The 14,323-nt window shown below is 67.3% G+C and carries 15 protein-coding genes and 2 pseudogenes; 3 read left to right on the top strand and 14 right to left on the bottom strand.

The window, feature by feature from the left end; all coding sequences use genetic code 11:
• Positions 1-56: 56 nt before the first annotated feature.
• Positions 57-587 carry an NADH-dependent flavin reductase gene (gene nphA, locus GO592_RS30210; RefSeq protein WP_007296208.1) on the bottom strand — a complete coding sequence of 177 codons (531 nt, stop codon included), beginning with the start codon at positions 585-587 and terminating at the stop codon, positions 57-59.
• A gap of 27 nt (positions 588-614) precedes the next feature.
• Positions 615-2,177: a 4-hydroxyphenylacetate 3-hydroxylase family protein gene (locus tag GO592_RS30205; protein ID WP_007296207.1), complete on the bottom strand. Its 1,563-nt coding sequence runs from the start codon at positions 2,175-2,177 to the stop codon at positions 615-617.
• Positions 2,178-2,342: 165 nt separating this feature from the next.
• Here GO592_RS30205 and GO592_RS30200 point away from each other — a divergent pair, with 165 nt between their 5' ends.
• Positions 2,343-3,350 (top strand): AraC family transcriptional regulator, encoded by a 1,008-nt coding sequence (locus GO592_RS30200; RefSeq protein ID WP_007296206.1) that lies wholly within the window; start codon positions 2,343-2,345, stop codon positions 3,348-3,350.
• A gap of 22 nt (positions 3,351-3,372) precedes the next feature.
• Here the strand turns inward: GO592_RS30200 and GO592_RS30195 are convergent, their stop codons facing one another.
• The 3 genes from GO592_RS30195 to GO592_RS30185 are packed head-to-tail and all read right to left on the bottom strand — an operon-like array spanning position 3,373 to position 5,978.
• Positions 3,373-3,735 (bottom strand): EthD family reductase, encoded by a 363-nt coding sequence (locus tag GO592_RS30195; RefSeq protein WP_005260736.1) that lies wholly within the window; start codon positions 3,733-3,735, stop codon positions 3,373-3,375.
• Complete coding sequence (locus GO592_RS30190; protein WP_007296205.1) at positions 3,732-4,760, bottom strand: NADH:ubiquinone reductase (Na(+)-transporting) subunit F; 1,029 nt, start codon at positions 4,758-4,760, stop codon at positions 3,732-3,734. Before GO592_RS30190 ends, GO592_RS30195 begins: the two co-directional genes overlap by 4 nt.
• A 3-nt stretch (positions 4,761-4,763) precedes the next feature.
• Complete coding sequence (locus tag GO592_RS30185) at positions 4,764-5,978, bottom strand: cytochrome P450 (protein WP_007296204.1); 1,215 nt, start codon at positions 5,976-5,978, stop codon at positions 4,764-4,766.
• Between the two features lie 124 nt (positions 5,979-6,102).
• Between GO592_RS30185 and GO592_RS30180 the strand changes: the two genes are divergently transcribed.
• Entirely contained in the window at positions 6,103-7,125 is a 1,023-nt protein-coding gene (locus tag GO592_RS30180; protein WP_007296203.1) for an AraC family transcriptional regulator, read from the top strand.
• Between the two features lie 12 nt (positions 7,126-7,137).
• Here GO592_RS30180 and GO592_RS30175 read toward each other — a convergent pair whose 3' ends face one another.
• From GO592_RS30175 to GO592_RS46635, 7 genes and pseudogenes are all read right to left on the bottom strand, one after another.
• On the bottom strand, positions 7,138-8,406 hold the full coding sequence (locus GO592_RS30175; RefSeq protein WP_007296202.1) for an acyl-CoA dehydrogenase family protein: 1,269 nt from the start codon (positions 8,404-8,406) through the stop codon (positions 7,138-7,140).
• A gap of 90 nt (positions 8,407-8,496) precedes the next feature.
• Complete coding sequence (locus GO592_RS30170; protein WP_005572660.1) at positions 8,497-8,733, bottom strand: tautomerase family protein; 237 nt, start codon at positions 8,731-8,733, stop codon at positions 8,497-8,499.
• Complete coding sequence (locus GO592_RS30165; RefSeq protein WP_005572659.1) at positions 8,733-9,524, bottom strand: 2-keto-4-pentenoate hydratase; 792 nt, start codon at positions 9,522-9,524, stop codon at positions 8,733-8,735. Before GO592_RS30165 ends, GO592_RS30170 begins: the two co-directional genes overlap by 1 nt.
• Entirely contained in the window at positions 9,524-10,318 is a 795-nt protein-coding gene (locus tag GO592_RS30160; protein ID WP_007296201.1) for a 2-keto-4-pentenoate hydratase, read from the bottom strand. Before GO592_RS30160 ends, GO592_RS30165 begins: the two co-directional genes overlap by 1 nt.
• A gap of 48 nt (positions 10,319-10,366) precedes the next feature.
• Positions 10,367-11,182 (bottom strand): IclR family transcriptional regulator, encoded by an 816-nt coding sequence (locus tag GO592_RS30155; protein ID WP_007296200.1) that lies wholly within the window; start codon positions 11,180-11,182, stop codon positions 10,367-10,369.
• A gap of 190 nt (positions 11,183-11,372) precedes the next feature.
• Positions 11,373-11,612, bottom strand: a pseudogene (locus GO592_RS30150) (exodeoxyribonuclease III); the annotation flags it as partial.
• A pseudogene (locus GO592_RS46635) lies at positions 11,590-11,691 on the bottom strand (wax ester/triacylglycerol synthase domain-containing protein); the annotation flags it as partial. The pseudogenes GO592_RS46635 and GO592_RS30150, both read right to left, overlap by 23 nt.
• A 148-nt stretch (positions 11,692-11,839) precedes the next feature.
• On the opposite strand from GO592_RS46635, the gene GO592_RS30145 reads away from it, so the two are divergent.
• Positions 11,840-12,511 carry a nucleoside/nucleotide kinase family protein gene (locus GO592_RS30145; RefSeq protein WP_007296198.1) on the top strand — a complete coding sequence of 224 codons (672 nt, stop codon included), beginning with the start codon at positions 11,840-11,842 and terminating at the stop codon, positions 12,509-12,511.
• Position 12,512: 1 nt separating this feature from the next.
• Here GO592_RS30145 and GO592_RS30140 read toward each other — a convergent pair whose 3' ends face one another.
• Positions 12,513-13,514 (bottom strand): Gfo/Idh/MocA family protein, encoded by a 1,002-nt coding sequence (locus GO592_RS30140; protein ID WP_007296197.1) that lies wholly within the window; start codon positions 13,512-13,514, stop codon positions 12,513-12,515.
• A 1-nt stretch (position 13,515) separates the two neighbouring features.
• Entirely contained in the window at positions 13,516-14,307 is a 792-nt protein-coding gene (locus GO592_RS30135; protein WP_007296196.1) for a Gfo/Idh/MocA family oxidoreductase, read from the bottom strand.
• Positions 14,308-14,323 lie beyond the last annotated feature (16 nt).

Here is a 14,323-nt window from a genome sequence, read left to right as displayed (position 1 = left end):
CATACGTATGGGCGGCCGCGACATTCGTCGCGGCCGCCCATACGTCGGCACTCGGTTCAGAACCCCCAGGGCTCGTCGCGCCCGAGGAGTTCCAGCGACCGGAAACTGCCGGTGTAGAAGACGAGCGGGTGCCCGTCGTCGTACCAGAGTTGCTCGACCCGGCCCACGTGCAGCGTGTGGTCGCCCGCGGGGTGTGAGGCGACCACGGTGCACGCGAGATGCACCAGAGCGCCTTCGAGGAGCGGCACGCCCCTGCGCCACACGAACCGAACCCGATCCGGTTCGTGTGCCGCGCCCGCGAAGTGCAACGACACAGGTTCCTGGTCTCCGGCGAGAATCGAAATGCCGTACGTCCCGGTCTCTCTGATCTTCGTGTCCATCTTCGCGCGTGTGGAGATGGACACGAGCACCAGCGGTGGGTCCAGCGACACCGAGGTGAACGCATTGGCGGTCATCCCGTGCACCGAGTCCTCGTCCTCACACTCGGCGGTGGTCACGATGGTGACACCGCTGGCGAACCGTCCCAGCGCCTTCCGCAGGTGTAGCGGCGTCACCTCGGGATCGAGTTCGCCCGCTGTCTCGGTCATGGCTGCGCTCCTCGTCGTCGGTTCCACTCAGCCCCGGACGATCCTCAGATCGTCGTTGCCGATCAGGTCGGGCCGGGTCCAGCCGTCCACGTCGTACTCGGACATGCACTGTTCGGCGAATCCCTTGAGCGCCAGATCCTGTCCGGTCGCCTGGTAGGCGAACAACGTCTGGAAGCGGACGGCCTCGTGATCGCCGCCGTAATTGCGCTCGTAAAGTTCGTGCCGCCCACCGAACTCGGTGCCGACGGCGTCCCACAGCAACTTGAGCAACTGGACGCGGTCGATCGCGGCGACGCCGTTCGATCCGCGGACATACTGGTCGAGGTAGGGACGCATGGCCGGGTTCGCCCAGTCGCTCGCATGGGAGTTCAGGTAGATCAGCCCGCTGCCCAGCACCTGCTGGATGATCTCCTTGACCCGCGGGTACCCCACACCCATAAAGGTGCGATAGGCGAGGCCGTAGTTCAGGTTCGGCTGGACGGCGCCGTTCACCCACTGTTCGGGTGACTTGGCCATCGCGTCGGACAGCCCCCAGAACATGTCGCGCCAGTTGAGGATCTCCCCGATCTGCATCTGCACACCGCGGAATCCCGCGGAGCCGGTCATTTCCACACCCTTCATCACACAGCCGGCGATGAAGTCGAGCTTCACCGCGAGCCGAGCGCATCCGTGGAACATGAAGCGGGAGAGAAATCCCGACTTCATGACGAAGCCGTTCGCGGTGTCGGTGTCGTAGGCGAAGACGTTCTCCCACGGCACCAGCACTCGGTCGAACACCATGATCGCGTCGTTCTCGTCGAACCTACTCGACAACGGATAGTCGAACGGCGTGCCCATCACCGCAGCGTTCATCTCGTAGGAGGTGCGGCAGAACAACTTCAGTCCTGGCGAATCCATCGGCACCGTGAAGATCAGGCCGTATTCCTTCTTGCGCAGCGGCAGTCCGTAGTGGGCGATGAAATTCGCGTTAGTGATCGCCGATCCCGTCGCGACGACCTTCGCGCCGGACACGATCAGACCCGCATCGGTCTCCTCGACGACGTGCACGCACACGTCGGCGGTTTCGTCGGCCGGCTTGTCGCGGTCGATCGGCGGATTGACGATGGCGTGGTTGAGGTAGAGCATCCGCTCCTGCGCGTGCTTGTACCAGCGCAGCGCGTTGTCGCGGTACGGGCCGTAGAAGTCGGCGTTGGCTCCCAGCGTGCCGAGGAACGAGGCCTTGTAGTCGGGTGACCGGCCCAGCCAGCCGTACACCTCACGCTGCCAGGCCACGATCGCGTCACGGGAGAGCACCAGGTCGTCCCCACTACGAGCGGTCTTGAAGAAGGGGTGCGTGAAGCCGCCGTTTCCGGTATCGGTGGGCACCGCCAGCACGCCCTTCGCCTCCGGCTGGTGCAGTGCGTCATACATCCGCGCCACCGACCGCGCCGAGTTACGGAAAGCCGGATGGGTGGTGACGTCGTCGACGCGCTCCCCGCGGAAGTAGACCTCGCGACCGTCGCGCAGCGACTCGAGGTACTCGTCGCCCGTCATGGGCCGGACGTCGTTCGGAACTCCGACGCGATCGTCGACGAATGCTGATGTGGTCATGGAGTCACTCCTGGTCTCGTTGGGCAGGAACCTGTTTCGGAAGGCGAGGACGTCGGCGCGCCCCGGTCACCGCTGTCGGTGTCGTACTCGACGGGGTGGGGTATATTGACCCGAACGCCAAGTTCCTGTGATCTGGAACACTATTAGGCGAAGGTGTGGTGGAACATGGCTGAGCGCGAACAATCGAATGACTCCGCGCGCACCGACGTGCCCGCGATCGTCTCGCTGCGAACACGGGAGCTCGATACCGGGGAGGGCCGTATGCAGTGGGCGAGCACGCTGGAGCGGCTCTACTGCGAGACGGACGTGGCGTGGCCGGAGCCTCGGCGTCACTTCGACGCGGAGTGGGGCGGGCGGCCGTTCGGTGATCTGCATGTCAGCACGATCCGGGCCGACGCGCACACCGTCGTCCGATCGCCGGCGATGATCCAGTCCGATTCGGGGGAGGGGTATTTGGTCTGCCTCGTCACGGACGGAAGCGTGGAGGTCCGGCAGTCCGGCCGGGCCACGGTGGTGGAGCCGGGTTCCTTCGCGCTCCTCGACTGCGCCGCACCTTTCGTGTTCCACTCACCCGCCCCGTTCCGACAGGTCGTGGTTCGATCCCCCCGCGAGGTGCTCACGTCGCGCCTTCCGGGACGAATCGTCGAACACGGCACGGCGCGCTCGATTCACGGCGACACCGGGGCTGGCGGACTGGTCGGTCGGTTATTCGTCGATATCGCGGACATGGACGCGCCGATGTCGCAAGGTGCTGCCGTGTCGTTCGCATCCTCCGCCGTCGACATGCTTGCCACGGCCCTGACCGAGGGCCTGTTGGCGACCAGCGCTGCAGACTTGCACCGCACGGAGGACCTCACGCGGGTTCAGCGGGTGATCGAACAGAATCTCCACGACGCCGACATCACGCTGTCGGACATCGCCGCGGCAGCGGGTATGTCGCTGCGCACCGTGCACAAGCTGTTCAATGCGGAGGGCACCACGACGCGGGCCTGGCTGTACCAGGCCCGCCTCGAGGCTGCGCGAAGGTACCTGCTCACCACGGATCTGTCCGTCGCCGACGTCAGCGAGTGCGCCGGCTTCCGCGACGTGTCCCATTTCAGCCGGTTGTTCCGCAGCACCTTCGGCTCGAGCCCCGGCCTGTACCGGAAGGAGCACGCGCGCATAGGTTCGTGATGCGCTGCGCCAACAAGTACGGTCAGGGAAGAACGGTGTCCTCGTTGCTGAAGAGCATCGTGACACCACCGGTGGCGAAGTTCGCGAGATCTCCGGCGGCCGTCTGCCCAGCCGGTGACGACAGAGCCTGCGCGGCGGCATCCTTGGAGTCGAAGAACAACTCGGCGAGCGCGTATGCCGCGGGAGTAGTGCCGTCGAGGGTCTCACACTTGCCGGCGGCGAATCGGACGACCCCGGGCACCTGCCGGACCAGCGGCAGGTGTTTTGTGGCGTAGTACTCGTCGAATTCCGCCGGGTCGGTCGGCGGGTTGTAAATGATGCTCACTCGGTACATGAAATTCCTGTTCTCGGCGTCGTAGGTCGGGTTGGGGGACAGTGGGATCACACGGCCTCGGCCGCCGGCCGCGGATCGTTCACGGTGAACTCCTCCTTGAAGATCAACCGCGGCGACATGCGGCGGCGTTTCAAGGCCTTGACGGCGGCGGCGACCATCGCGGGCGGTCCGCACAGGTATGCGCTGTGGCCACGGCAACTGGCGAAGTCACCCAGCACGGCGTCGGTGACCATTCCCGTTGCCCCGTCCCAGTTCTCCTCACTCAGGACCGGGTGATAGTGGAATCGGGAATCGGTCGCCTCCATCGCGCGGAAGCACTCGACGTCGTAGAGGTCGGCTTCCCGGCGACCACCGTGGTAGAGGTGAATCGCCGGTAGCAGATCGTGGTCCAGTGCGTGCCGGACAATCGATTTGAGCGGTGCGAGCCCGGTGCCTCCGCCGATCAGGATGGCCGGCTCCTCCCGGGCTTCGACGACAGCGAACTGGCCGAGCGGTCCACGCAGATCGATGCGGTCACCCACCGCGAGTGAGTCGAAGATCCAGCCCTCGGTGGCGAGGCCGCCCGCCGTATTCCGGACGTGGAACTCGAGTAGCCGTTGCTCGGACGGCGGGTTCGCCATCGAATACTGGCGCGCGACACCGGAGCCCGGCACGATCAGTTCGGCGTACTGACCGGCGTCGAACTCCATCGGCTCGTCGAGTTCGACGACGAGCCTGCGGGTCTGCCGAGCGATGTCGGACAGTTCCCGTACTGTGCCTGTGTAGTCGCGGAGGGGGTGCATCGGCCGGCCGGGGTCGGCGTCGTTCACGGGGGCGATGGCCAGGTCTCCGTGCGGTTTCGACTGGCAGGCCAGCGCGAGTCCCGACGAGCGTTCGTCGGCGGAGAGGATGGTCTCGTCGGCGGCGCCGTGGTCGACCTCCCCGGAGAGAACCCGGATCTTGCACGTGCCACAGGTCCCCTGTGAACAGGCGTGCGGAAGCCAGCGATTCGCTCGCAATGCGGCTTCCAGGACCGACATGCCGGGTGCGACCGGGAACGCCCCGTCCTGCCCCGACACCGTCACCATACGGTCCATCGGTCAGACCTCCCAGGTGACGTGCAGGCCCTGCGGTCCGCGGAACGTCCATCCCCAGAACTGCGGGGCGCGGGCGGGATCGGGCTCTATGTTCGGGATCGTCTCGAACAATTCCTCGAGTGCGATCCGCACGATCGCGGTACCGAGATACGTTCCGGCGCAAGCATGGTTTCCCGCTCCGAACGCCAGATGCGGCATGATGGGCCGGTCGATCTCGTAGGCCTCCGCGTTCTCCCAGACGGACTCGTCTCGATTGGCCGAACCGTATGCCAGCATGACCGGTGTTCCCGTCGGCAGGTCGATGCCGCCGATGGTGACATCGCGTCCCGCGACCTTCACCGCGGCACTCCAGATCGGGGCCACCCAGCGAGCGCCCTCGTTGACGGCGCGCGGAATGAGTGTGGGGTCGTCGATGACGCGTTCGAGCTGGTCGGGGTGCTGGAATAGTCCTGCCAGGGTGGTCGTCATGACGTGCCCGGGCTCCTGAAGGGCGCCGAGCAGGAACACGTAGATGTTCGGGTAGATCTCGGACCGGTCGCGGACCTGGCCGTCGGGCGTCCCGTCGTGCAGCCAGTGCGAGATCAGGGTGTGGTCGGGATGTTCGGTCCAGTGGTCGAGCATCGGGCCGACAGCGGCGACGATCTCGGCCTTCACCCGGTCACCGGCCTCGAACGGCCCGGGATTGGCGAAGTTTCCGTTCTCGTCGACTTCCGCGTTCCCGTACGACTGCGCCAGCGTCTCGAACCAGCGCACCAATGTCTCCGAAGGGATTTCGGTGAGACCCATCAGGTCCCCAACCGAACGCACACTGATCGGCGCGAAGTAGGCCTCCTGGATGTCTGCGGCACCCAGATCCTCGATCCCTTCCAGGAGGCTGCGCGCCTGCGGCCGGACCAGCGCTTCTACATAGGAGTCCACTGCACTCGGCCGCAATTGGGGATCGATCCATTCGCGAATTTTCTCGTGCTGTTCACCGTTGGCGGCGAGTACGGTACCTTTCCCGAAGGTTCGTCCACCCGAGGGCGCGATCACCGTGGACCAGGTCTCGGAATCCTGCGCGATCTGCAGACAGAGGTCGCGCGACGACACGACGTGCATCCCTACCGCGGGTACGAACGCAACCGGGGCCTCGCGCCGGAGCCGGTCGTAGATCGGGTTCGGATCGCGGTCGAGTTCCTCCATGGTGATCGATTCGATCCACGTGGTGCTGGTGGTCATGGCGCTGTCTCCTCTGAAGTCGTTCGCAAGATTCGAAGTGGGCGCGGCCCGAAGCCTTTCGGGGATCGTCCGCGCGGGGAGTGCCTGTGATCTGGAACACTAGGAGGCGGAGGTGCGATCGAACATGACCGACAGTGCACAGAAGGATGACTCCGCCTGCACCGACAGCGCCGCGTCAATGGTGCTGAGTACGCGCGAGCTGGAGTCGACCGAAGGGCGAGTGCGCTGGGCGGACACCCTCGACTCCACTTACTGCGAGATGGACGTCGACTGGCCCGACAGACACGCCCGGTTCGCCGCGGAATTGACGGTGCGGCCCTTCGGGGACCTGACCGTGAGTGTGGTGCATGCAGACCCGCACACGGTCGTGCGCACGCCCGAGATGATCCGGTCCGACCCCAACGACGACTACCTGCTGTGTCTGATCACTCGGGGGACGGCCACCCTCCAGCAGCATTCGCGGAGTGCGACCCTCGAGCAGGGAGCATTCGGGATCCTCGACTCGGCCGCACCCTTCGTCGTGGACGGCCGGACGGAATTCGAGCAGGTCGTCCTGCGTGCACCCCGCCAACTATTGATCTCCCGGCTTTCCGCCGAGGCCATGGAGGGCGTCGCCGGGCTGGGGATCTCCGGGCAGACCGGGATGGGCGGCCTCGTCTCCCGTTTTCTCGTCGACATAGCAACGACCGACGCCCGGTTGTCGGTGGGGTCTTCGGCATCGGTGGCCGCGTCCGCGGTCGATCTGCTCACCTCTGCCCTCACAGAGCAGGCGCGCCCCCTGACCGCGACGAAACGGGTCCACCACGACGACCTCCGGACGGTGCAGCAGACGATGACGCGGTACCTGCACGACCCCGACCACTCGACGGCCGAGATCGGTGTCGAACTCGGAATGTCCCTGCGCTACATCCACAAACTGTTCAGCTTGACCGGCACCACCCCACGCACATGGCTGTACCAATTGCGCCTCGACCGCGCCCGAGGGCAGCTCCTCGACACCGACTCGACCGTCGCCGAGATCAGCGACCGTGTCGGTTTCCGCGACGTCTCACACTTCAGCCGCGCATTCCGCAAGCGGTTCGGCGTCAGCCCCGCGCATTTCCGTGAACAGCACAACGGGAAAGGCGATTCACGTACGGACCGTTAGGTTTTCTTCGCTCTAGCCGGTGTGGTCGCGCCCGAAGATCTGACGCGCCAGCACCCACCGTTGGATCTCGTTGGCTCCCTCGTAGATCTCGCCGATCTTGCTGTCGCGGTAGATGGCCTCCACCGGACCCTCGGTGTCGTCGGCGCCGAGCGACCGGACGAAGCCGAGTCCGCCGAAGGCCTGCACGGCATCTCGGGCGATCCGCGCGGCCAGGTCCGTGCCCCGCAGTTTCGCCATCGCCGCCTCGGGTTCGGGGAATCGCTCGCCGGAGTCGAGCCGCAGTGCCGCTTTGAGATACAGGCTGCGGGCGGACTCCAGATCCGCGGCGTAGTCGGCCATCACGAACTGCCAGTGCTGTTTCGAGGCGAGCGAACCCCCGAAGGCGTGCCGCGACTTCAGATGGGCGACAGTCCGATCGAATGCGGCCTGCGCCATGCCGACGCCCGCGGCACCGATCCCGATGCGCCCGTAGGTGAGGGTCTGCAGCGCGATGCGCAGTCCACCCCCGACCCGTCCGAGCACCGAATCCGGCCCGAGGCGGACGTCGTCGAGATCAACATCGGCGGTGATCTGCCCGCGGTTCCCCAGTTTTCGGTCGGGGGTTCCGATCGTGACGCCCGACGCGTTGGTGGGCACGATGAAGGTCGTGAGGTCGTCACCGGTGCGTGCGAGCACCACCACCACACAGGCGACGACGGAGTTGGTGATCCACCGTTTCCGGCCGCGGAGGATCCAGCCGTCACCGTCCGGGGTCGCTTCGGTGGACACGGCGTCGGGGGACAGGTCGCTGGACGCACCCGGTTCGCTGGTCGCGAAGGCACCCACGATCTCCCCCTCGACGAGGGGCCGCAGCCAGCGGTGTCGCTGCTCGTCGGTGCCCTGGTCGAGCGCGGTGCCCGCCAGGATGCAATGCACGTCGTAGATGGCCGCGACGCTGTTGGAGTAATACGCCAATTCCTCCACCGCGACTGCGGTCGCGGTGGCGCGATGCGACAGACCCTCGCCGCCGACGTCGGACGGGAACGGGATCCGGAACAGTCCCTCCGCCGCCATCGATTCGAACGCGTCACGTGGGAAGCCGTCGAGCCGCTCGTCGCCGCCGGCGATGCGATGCGCAACGGGCTCGATCGCCCGGGTGGCGAAGTCGCGCACCCGCAGACGAAGGTCGCGAACCTCGTTCGGGGACAACAGGTCGTGATACAACTCGTCGGACATGCGCGCGACGGCGGGCGAGGCGGGCGATGCCTCCGCGACGAGGGTGACGGGACTGTTCGGGGGCATCGGATCTCCTGAGACGGACGGCATGCGTGCCTTCCCTGTGTAACCCGGGTCTGGTTTTCGCCTCGACGTCGAATCGCAATGCCCGACTCCTCAGGTGCCGACGTCGGCGGCCGTTCCGGATACCCGGATGTTCGCCGCTTCCTCCCGCTCGGCGAGCGTGACGTCGCCGGCCGCGAAGTGCGTCTTCGGTGTCTCGCGCAGGATCACACGGACGTTCGCGACGGGCGTCCCCACCGCCCGGTGAGCGGCGTGGGTGAGCTCGTGGATCAGCAGGCGCAGTTCCTCGGGGCTGCGGCCCTCGGCGATGGTGACCTCGATGATCGGCATCAGCGACCTCCCGCCACGGTGATCGTGCCCAGATTCGTGAAGTGCGCCGCAATCCGCGCGCCCGGCTCCACCGGCACCGCGTCGGTCATCCCTCCCGTGAGCACCACCCAGCCGGCCTCGATGGCGTGGCCCCGTTCGGCGAGCGTGTTGGCGGCGAACGCCAGCGCTTCGGCCGGATGTCCGTGTACCGCAGCACCGGTCGCGGAATCGACGATTTCGCCGTCGACCTCGAGCAGGCACGCCTCGAGCGCAAGGTCGAGATCTTCGGGCCGCCGGCTGATCGGCCCGGTGACGTAGCGTCCGGACGAGTTGTTGTCGGCCACCGCGTCCATCATCGAGAACTTGTAGCCCGAGAACCGGCTGTCGATGATCTCGATCGCGCCCACGACGTGATCCACGGCGGCCAAGGCGGTCGCTGCGCTGATGCCCGGACCTTCGAGTCGGCGTCCCATGACGAACGCGATCTCCGGTTCGGCCCGCGCGTGGATCAGGCGGTCGCGGGGCACGGTCTCCCCGATCGGGAGGATCATCCGGTCGGTCAGCCACGCAGTCGACGGTGCGTCGACACCGACCTGACGTTGCTTGGCCTTCGAGGTGACCCCCAGTTTCACGCCGGTGACCTTCTCACCGCGCGCCACCCGGATGCCGAGGGCGATGTCCTGCGCGGCGTAGGCCGTTGCGAGGTCGAGGCTCTCCCACTCAGCTTTGATGGACGTCTGGGCCGTGGCACGATCTTCCGCCTGTAAAAGTCGCTCCGCCACGAGTGCTGCGCTCCATGCGTCGGTACCCATCACTGTTCCTCCTTGGTGCCGAGGACGGCCGTCACACTGCCGAGCCCGCTGATCTGCGCGACGATCGAATCGCCCGGATTCATGGGAAATGCCTTGGTCATCGAGCCGGGAAGCACGACATGGCCCGGTTCGAGTGTCACGCCCATCGGGCCGACAGTGTTCGCCAGCCACACGAGCGCGTTGAGCGGCGAGCCGAGAACGGCACCGCCCGCGCCGGTCGCGACGAGTTCACCGCCGATGTGGAGGGTGCATCCCGCCAGTCGCAGGTCCACCGCGTCGAGCGCGACCGGTCGGCTGCCCAGGATGACGCCGCCCGACGACGCGTTGTCGGCGATGGTGTCGAAAATGCCGATCTTCCAGTCCCGGATCCGCGAGTCGACGATCTCCAGTGCGGGAAGGACGAAGTCGACCGCCCGGACCGCCTCGGCGACGGTGACACCCGGTCCGGACAGAGGCCGGCCCAGCACGAACGCGATCTCGGGCTCGATCCGCGGCTGGAGGAACCGCCCCGCCGGTATTGGCTGGTGCTCGAGATGGAACATGCTCGCGGTCAGATGTCCGAAGTCGGGTTGGTTCACCCCCATCTGCCGCTGAATGGCCCGCGACGCGAGGCCCACCTTGTGCCCCTTGACGACGTCGCCGCCGAGCGTCCACTCCTCGACCTGCACTTGCTGAATGCGATAAGCGAGTTCGATCGACGCGTCGGGATGCTCCGGGGTCAGCGGGTCGATCGGTTCGCCCGTCCGGTACACCTCCAGCAACCGGTCGGCGGCCTTACGTGCGACGGTATCCATGGCACCTCTGCTCTGTGTCATTCGGTTCGGACTTCGGGTGACGGGACGTCAGGAGGCCAGCGCCGGCCGGCCCGATTCGGGAACGTCCCTGGTCGTGGTGGGTGTGGCGTGGTTCGTGTTCGCGACCGCGTGCGAGACGTCGCGGGCTGCCGCCATGACGGCACGGGTGAACTCGACGCGGCGGGGCACGAAACGGCTGACCGGGATGCTCATGCTCACCGCGGCCACCACGGAACCCATGTCGTCACGCACCGGCGCGGCGACGCAGTGGACCTCCGAGACGGCTTCACCGAGGTCATAGGCGTGGCCGGCAGACCGCGCCACCGACAACGCGTCGAGCAGCGCCCCGGCATTTGTGATCGTCGACGGCGTGTGCCTGCGCAACTGGCGACCGGCCAGGTACCGGCGCAGTTCGTTCTCCTCGAGGCTCGCCAGGAGGACCTTGCCCACCGCTGTGCAGTGTGCTTCGAGACGGGCGCCGACGCGTGCACCCTGCACGGTGATGTTGTGCGTACCGACCACCTTGTCGACGTACAGCACGTGCCACCGTTCCATCACCGCGAGGTGACTGGTTTCGCCGTACCGCTCGACGAGGTTCTCGATGACCGGCGCGGCGCAGGACCGCACGTCGACGGTGCCCCGCAGGGTTTCGCCGAGTTCGATCACCCGCCATCCGATCCGGTAGCGACCACGCGTGCGGCACTGGAGCAGTCCGGTGTCGACGAGACTCGACAGCAAGGCGTGCGCACTCGATCGGGGGACGTCGATGGCAGCGGCGACCTCGGAGACCCCCCATTCCGGTTGCGCTGCGGTGAACAGGTCCAGCACCGGCCCGATCTTCTGGACCGTCTGCAGTGTCGCCACGGTGTCCGTCCTTTCTTCCCACGGCTCCGCGGGAAGCGAACGTGCACCTCGCTGAGCGTCTGTGATCTGAAACACTAGGAAGAACGCGGCCACCACACCATGACCACCAGCGCATGAATGGATGACTGCACGCGCACCACCCGCGATGGGGCGGTTAGCCGGATTCCCGAAACCCCGGGAATCTCCCCGATCAGAGGTCGTAGTCCACGACGACCGGAGCGTGATCACTCATCGGCCTGTGCCAGGCGCGGCGTCGCGAGGTGGTAGTCGATGCGCCACCCGGTGTCCTTCACGAACGACTGCCCAGCCACGACCACCACGAGTACGGACTGTCGACGCCAGGATGGTGCTGCCGGACCACGTCGACGAGAGTGCGCGGCGACAGGATGGAGTCGAACCACTCACGCTCCTCCGGAAGGTAACCCTTCGCGGCGCACGTGGTGCTCGAGATCCACCTCGTCGTGCGGGAGGTGGTCCCATCCCCACTGGCCGAGCGAGGTGACCGAACGCGAGTGCTTGACGGCTGGCGTGGACGTGAGGCCCGTGCCGCTCGCCCCATGTCACAACAGTTCAATCTGATTGCCCGGCGGTGACATTGGGCGACGGGCGACAGGCGGAGGGCGCCGAGGTCCACGTCGGCTGAGCTACGGTCTGCCTATGGACGACGAGCACGCAGTGGGAACGACTGGCGGTCCGGTGCGGTATGAAGGTGGACTGCCGGGACTGATCGCGCGCGCCCGCGTGCTCGCCGACTCGGGTCAGCGCCGGCTGCTCGGCATTGCCGGGTCGCCGGGCTCGGGCAAGAGCACCGTCGCCGCGGCAGTGCTGGCGGCGCTGGGATCGTCCGCGGTGGTGGTGCCCATGGACGGATTCCACCTGGCGGGTGCGGAACTGGTCCGCCTCGGGCGGTCCGGGCGCAAGGGCGCACCGGACACGTTCGACGCCGCCGGCTACCTGGCCCTGCTGCGCCGGCTCCGTGAACCCGACGGCGAGACGGTGTACGCCCCGGAGTTCCATCGCGACGTCGAGGAGTCCTACGCCGGGTCGATCGCCGTCCCGCCGGACGTTCCGCTGGTGATCACCGAGGGCAACTACCTGCTGCTCGACGAGCAGCCGTGGTCGAGGGTGCGTGGCCTGCTCGACGAGGCGTGGTTCCTCGCCCCGGACGAGGAGGAGCGCGTCGCCCGGCTCGTCGAGCGGCACGTCCGGTTCGGCAAGTCGCCCGAAGATGCGCGAGAGTGGGTGCGTCGCAGCGACGAACGCAACACCGCGTTGGTCGAGCCCGGCCGTGCCCGCGCCGACGTCCTCGTGCTCGGTGACCCCGTGTAACTCAGGCCGGGTATTCGATCGGTTCCATCCGGCCGCTGGTGAGTGAGCGCGCCGCGGCCTCGGCGATCGCCTGCGCCTTCAACGCCTCCGCCAGGGTCGGGCCGATCGCGGCACCGTTCTCCAGCGCGTCGACGAAGTGGTCGAGCGCGGTGCGGTAGCTGCCTCTGATCCGCTCGAACCATCCCGCGTGCAGGCCGTCGTCGACCACGCGGCCGGCGCTGTACCGGGAGACGGATCCGGCGCGCTGGCGACGCGCTTCGACCATGCCGGTCGAACCGAGCACCTCGATGCGTTCGTCGTAGCCGTAGCCGATCCGCCGGGTGCAGTCGATCTGGACGAGCGCGCCGCCGGGCAGACGCAGGGTGACTGCCGACGTGTCGACGTCGCCGTAGTCGGCGAGGCGGGGTTCGGCGAGCGTGGAACCGGTCGCGAAGACGGACTCGGGGTCGAGCCCGGAGATCCACCGGGCCAGGTCGAAGAAGTGGACGGTCTGGTCGCGCATCTGCCCACCCGAGACCGCGACGTACTCGAGCGGCGGCATCGCCGGACCGCGGCTGGCCAGCTGGATCAGCTCGACCGAACCGATCTCACCGGACGTGACCACCCGCTGCAGTTCGGCGTAGTCGCGGTCGAAGCGGCGGTTGAAATCGACCATCGCCAGCAGTGATCGGGTCTCGGCGAAGCGCACGACGTCGACGGCGCGCGCGAGATCGAGGTCGATCGGTTTCTCACACAGGGCCGGGATCCCCGCCGTGGCCGCGGTGCGAAGGTGCTCGGCGTGGGTGTCGGTGGAGGACGCGATGAGGACGGCGTCGATTGCCGTGGGGTCGAAGACTTCCGCGAGATCGGTGGTCGCACGGCTGCCGTGCCGCTTGGCGAGGTCCGTCGCGCGAGCGAGGTCGATGTCGAAGACGAGGGCCAGATCGACGTCGGGGTGCGCGGCGAGGTTGGCGCCGTGCACTCCGCCGATGAATCCGGCTCCGATGAGGGCGAATCGCTGCATGTCAGATACCGACCTTGTCGTGTGCGAAAGCGGGAACCACCCAGGCGGAGTCGGCGGCGTGCGAGGCGGCCGTCGCCTCGACGAACTGGACGCCGATCAGCCCGTCGCGTCCGGTGGGGAAGGACAGATCGCGGACGGTGGTGGGACCGCCGTCGCGGCGGGCGCGGAGTTCGTCCGCGAGATCGCGGTAGAAGTTCGCGAATGCCTCGAGGAAGCCTTCGGGGTGTCCCAGGCCGGGTCGGGTGAGCCGGCCGGCGTCCTCGGACAGCGTGCGCATCCCCTGCGCGAGGATTGTCGTGCCACCGTCGAGGTCGCGCACCGTCAGGTGCTGGGGGTCCTCGTGCCGCCATTCGATGCTCGCGGTGTCGCCGAACACCCGGATGCGCAGGCCGTGCTCGTTGCCGGTGGCGGCCATGCTCGCCCACAGTGTCGCGGGCGCCCCGTTGGAGAGGGTGAGGCGAACGGTGGCGTTGTCGAACACCCGCCGCCCGGGGACGAGGGTGTCCAGTTCGGCCGACACCCTGGTGGCTTCGAGTCCGGTGACGTACCGCAGGAGGTGGAACGCGTGGGTGCCGAGATCGCCGACGACGCTGGGGAATCCCGCGACGCCGGGGTCGGTGCGCCAGCGTGCCTGCCGGTGCTCGCCGAGTTCGACGGGTGCCGCGGCCCAACCTGAACGCGTGCTCGACCGCGGCGAATCGGATCCGGCCGAGGTCGCCGTCGCGCACCATCCGGGCCGCGTGCCGGACCATCGCGTACGCCGAATAGCAGTGCGGGACGGCGAGAATCGCACCGGAGGACTCGGCGAT

It is taken from the genome of Rhodococcus sp. 21391 (assembly GCF_016772255.1).
GTDB lineage: Bacteria > Actinomycetota > Actinomycetes > Mycobacteriales > Mycobacteriaceae > Rhodococcus_F > Rhodococcus_F opacus.
This window is presented reverse-complemented; position numbering and strand designations above follow the sequence as displayed.